Source organism: Mycobacterium sp. 1423905.2 (assembly GCF_001673155.1).
In the GTDB taxonomy this organism is placed as follows: Bacteria; Actinomycetota; Actinomycetes; order Mycobacteriales; family Mycobacteriaceae; genus Mycobacterium.
On the sequence record NZ_LZLE01000187.1, the window covers coordinates 1 to 4,172 of the forward strand.

Here is a 4,172-nt window from a genome sequence, read left to right on the forward strand (position 1 = left end):
GTCGCGCAGCTCACCGAGACCTCACCGGCACCCCACGCGGTGCAACAGCGGATGGCCAAGATGCTGCGCAATGCGGTCGACGAGGTCTCCCAGATGCAGGCTGAGGCGCGCGCCGAGGCAGAAGCACTGATCGCGGCGGCCGAAGCCGAGGCCGAGGCCGAGCGGCGCAAGCACGAAGACCTGCTGGCGGAGATGGTGGCGCAGCGCAAAGCCCTAGACGCCGAGTGCGCGGAAACCCGCGAGAACCTCGACGCCGAACTGAACGAGAAGCGAGCCGAGGCCCGAGCGGCGATCGACCAGGCGTGGCAAGACGCCCAACGGGAGCGCGATCAGTTGCTCGCCGATGCCCGGCAGCGCGCCGATCGCGACCGCGAGCAAGCCCGCCGCGCGGTGAACGAGGCCAGTCAGCAACGCATCAGGATCCTCGAGCAGCTGATGGGGGTCTACCGCGACCTCGGAGCGGTGCCGGCCGCGTTGGAGGCGGCATACCAAGAAGGCAAGAGAGCCCCCGACGAAAACGGCGTCGAACACCTAGACGAGAAAGTCAGCACAGGTTAGCGGCGACGGCCGGTAGTCTCAGCGCCGTGTCGATCGCAAACGGCAGACTCACCGGCGCCCAAGCCCGGCGGGTAGCCATTGCGGCACAAGGGTTTAGCGAGTCCCGGCGCGGCGGCAAAATATCCCGCGCGCACCTGCGGCGGCTGATCTCCCGAATTCAGGTGCTGCAACTGGACTCGGTGTCGGTCGCCGTGCGTGCGCACTACGCGCCGGTGTTCAGCCGGCTCGGTCCCTACGATCGTGACGTGTTGGACCAGGCCGCATGGGGTCCGCGGTCGGTTCGGCTGCTCGCGGAATATTGGGCGCACGAAGCCGCCCTGGTGGCCGTCGAGGATTGGCCGCTGCTGCGCTGGAGAATGCGCCAGTACCGGCACGGCCGGTGGGGCACCCACATCGTCAAGGCGAACCCCCAGCTCGTCGACGACGTCGTCGCCGCGGTTGGCGAACTGGGCCCCAGCACGGCCGGACAGATCGAAGCCCACTTGGTTGCCGAGCCTCGCCGGGCCAAGGGTGCCTGGTGGAACCGCAGTGACACCAAATGGGTGTGCGAGGCGCTGTTCGCCTCCGGGGTCCTCACTACGGCGACCCGCGTCGGCTTCGCGCGCCACTACGACCTGGTGGAGCGGGTGTTGCCGGCCGAGGTGCTGGCTCGCCAGGTCGACGATGACGAGGCCATCCGGGAACTGACATTGCGCGCGGCCACTGCGCTGGGGCTGGGCACTGAGGCGGATATCCGTGATTACTTTCGCCTGTCCGCACAGCAGGTCAAGCCGGCGCTGGCCGACCTGGTGGCAGCGGGCGACATCGAGAAGGTCGACGTGGCCGGCTGGTCGGCGCCGGCTTATCTGCGTAGTGGGCAACCGGTGCCGCGCGCTGAACGCGGCACCGCGCTGTTGTGCCCGTTCGACCCGCTGATATTCTTCCGTCCCCGGGTTGAGCGGCTCTTCGGATTCCATTACCGCATCGAGATCTACACCCCAGCAGCGAAGCGGCAATACGGCTACTACGTGTGGCCGTTGCTGCTGGACGGCCAGTTGGTCGCCCGGGTGGACCTCAAGGCCGACCGCACCGCCAACACGCTGCAGGTGTTAGGCGCCTACGCCGAACCTGATGTGCAGCGGGCACGAGTGGCCGCCGCGCTGGCCGGGGAACTGCACTCCATGGCGTCCTGGCTGGGCTTGGGCGACGTCACGGTCGCGCAGCGAGGCGACCTGGCCGCCGAATTGCGAGCTGCGGCAAAGCGAGTCAGCTGATGGTCGCCCAACTCAAAGCCACACTGTGGCAGGCGGCCAACAAATTGCGCGGGTCACTGCCGGCCGGCCAGTACAAGGACGTCGTCCTCGGGCTAGTGTTCCTGAGATACGTCTCCGACCTCGAACACCCGGCATTCACCGTTCCCGCAACCGCGTGCTGGAAAGCGTTGACAGACAACGTGACTGGCCCGGATATCGGTCAGTGCGTCGACGCGGCGATGGGTGATGTGATGGCCGCCAATCCGGCGTTGACCGGCCTACTGCCGCAGCTATACCAGCGTGTTGATCAGCGTCGACTGGCCGAGTTGGTCGGCCTGCTCGGCGACGCGAACTTCGGCGGACACGACGGCCACCGCGGCCGGGACCTCATCGGCGAGGTGTACGAGTACTTTCTCGGCAATTTCGCGCGCGCAGAAGGCAAGCGGGGCGGTGAGTTCTTCACCCCGCCGAGCGTGGTGCGATTGCTCGTCGACATCCTGCAACCGTTGAGCGGGCGGGTGTACGACCCGTGCTGCGGCTCGGGCGGAATGTTCGTCCAGGTGTGCGCCGGTGCTGCCCGCGACGTCACTATCTTCGGCCAGGAGAGTGTCGAGGAAACCTGGCGGATGGCCAAGATGAACCTGATCGTGCACGGCATCGACGACACCGGCATCCGGCATGGCGACACCTTCGTCAGCGATCTGCACGCCGGCATGCAGATGGATTACGTCCTGGCCAACCCGCCGTTCAACATCAAGGACTGGGCACGCGACCAGCAGGACCCGCGATGGCGGTTCGGCGCACCACCGGCCGGCAACGCGAACTTCGCTTGGCTGCAACACATTCTGTCCAAGCTGGCACCGGGCGGAAAAGCCGGCGTCGTCATGACCAACGGATCCCTCACGTCGAAGGCCAACGGCGAAGGTGACATTCGGGCCCGCATCGTCGACGCCGACCTGGTGTCCTGCGTGGTTGCCCTGCCGGCGCACCTCTTTCGCAATACCGGCATTCCGGTGTGCCTGTGGATATTCGCCGAAGACAAAGGTGCTCGACGGGGACAGGTGCTCTTCGTCGACGCGCGAACTCTGGGCTATCCGGTCGATCGGTCACAACGCGCCTTGACGACCCACGAGATCGCTCAGCTCGCCGACCTCTACCACCGGTGGACAGGGTCGTCCGAAAACGCTGCCTACGAAGATGATCCGGGATTGTGTCGTACCGTCGACCTCGCGGAGATCCGGGCCGCGGGCTATGCGCTGACACCAGGGCGCTATGTCGGTGCACCAGCGGCCGACGACGAAAGCGAGCCGGTCGAGGCGAAACTCACGCGGCTTTGCGCAGAACTGCTGACGGCGCTCGACGAATCCGCGCAGTGGGACAAGGTGGTACGCCGGCAAGTGGAGCGGGTGCGATGGAGGTGACGTTAGGGGAGTGCCTCGACTTCCGCAGCGGGAGCAGGCCTCCGGCGCGTGCGTCGACTGGCCGCTTCCCGATCTACGGCGCCAACGGCGCCATCGGCTACACCTCCGGCTACAACGCCACCGGACCGCTGATCGTCCTGGGCCGCGTCGGATCCTATTGCGGAAGCCTGCATTACAACGCCGCGCCGATCTGGGTCAGCGACAACGCGTTCGCCTGCCGGGCGGCTGACCCGGCCGAGACACGGTACTGGTATTACGCCCTGCAAACCTGCCGGCTCAACGAGCACCGCTGCGGTTCCGGCCAACCGTTGCTCAACCAGCGCACGTTGCGTGACGTGCCGGTGCGTACGGTGCCGGCTCGTCGGCGCCGACCGATCGCGCAGGTGCTCGGCACGCTCGACGACAAGATCGCCGCCAATCAACGCGTCATTCAGGCCGCCGAAGCCGTGATGGTGACCACGGTGGCCGCGGTCGGTCAGCGCGTCGCGCTGTCGGCGCTGGCCAGTCGGTCTACCGCACTGCGTCAGCCGTCGGCCTTTGATGCGTTGGTCGCCCACTTCAGCCTTCCGGCCTTCGACACCGGCGCCCAACCGCACCTGGTCGCCGGCGCGTCGATCAAGAGTGGCAAGTATCTGCTGTCCCAGCCGTGTGTGCTGGTGGCCAAGCTCAACCCGCGGATCCCACGCATCTGGAATGTGGCCCGGCTGCCCGCCGAGATGGCCCTGGCCAGCACCGAGTTCGTCGTGCTCACCCCCAACCACGTCGACACGTCGGCGCTGTGGTCGGCGCTGCGCCAACGCGACGTCTGCGCTACTTTGCGACAACTCGCGGCCGGGACGTCGGGAAGCCACCAACGGATCCAGCCGCGTGACCTGCTCGATGTTCGCCTACCCGACGTTCGGAGGCTGAGCAGCGACGATGCGCTGACGATCAGCAACCTGGGTGCCCTGTGTCAGGCCCG

At 66.9% G+C, this 4,172-nt stretch carries 4 protein-coding genes; all 4 read left to right on the forward strand.

Annotation, left to right across the window (positions count from 1 at the left end; genetic code table 11):
• On the forward strand, nt 1-558 hold a 558-nt coding region (locus A9W95_RS27230), incomplete at its 5' end, for a cell division protein DivIVA (protein ID WP_067412189.1).
• Between the two features lie 32 nt (nt 559-590).
• Nucleotides 591-1,811: a winged helix-turn-helix domain-containing protein gene (locus A9W95_RS11255; protein ID WP_067412197.1), complete on the forward strand. Its 1,221-nt coding sequence runs from the start codon at nt 591-593 to the stop codon at nt 1,809-1,811.
• Nucleotides 1,811-3,211, forward strand: coding sequence for a type I restriction-modification system subunit M (locus A9W95_RS11260; RefSeq protein WP_067412192.1), 1,401 nt, complete (start codon nt 1,811-1,813; stop codon nt 3,209-3,211). Before A9W95_RS11255 ends, A9W95_RS11260 begins: the two co-directional genes overlap by 1 nt.
• A partial coding sequence (locus tag A9W95_RS11265; RefSeq protein WP_067412194.1) for a restriction endonuclease subunit S occupies nt 3,202-4,172 on the forward strand: 971 nt, incomplete at its 3' end. The genes A9W95_RS11260 and A9W95_RS11265, both read left to right, overlap by 10 nt.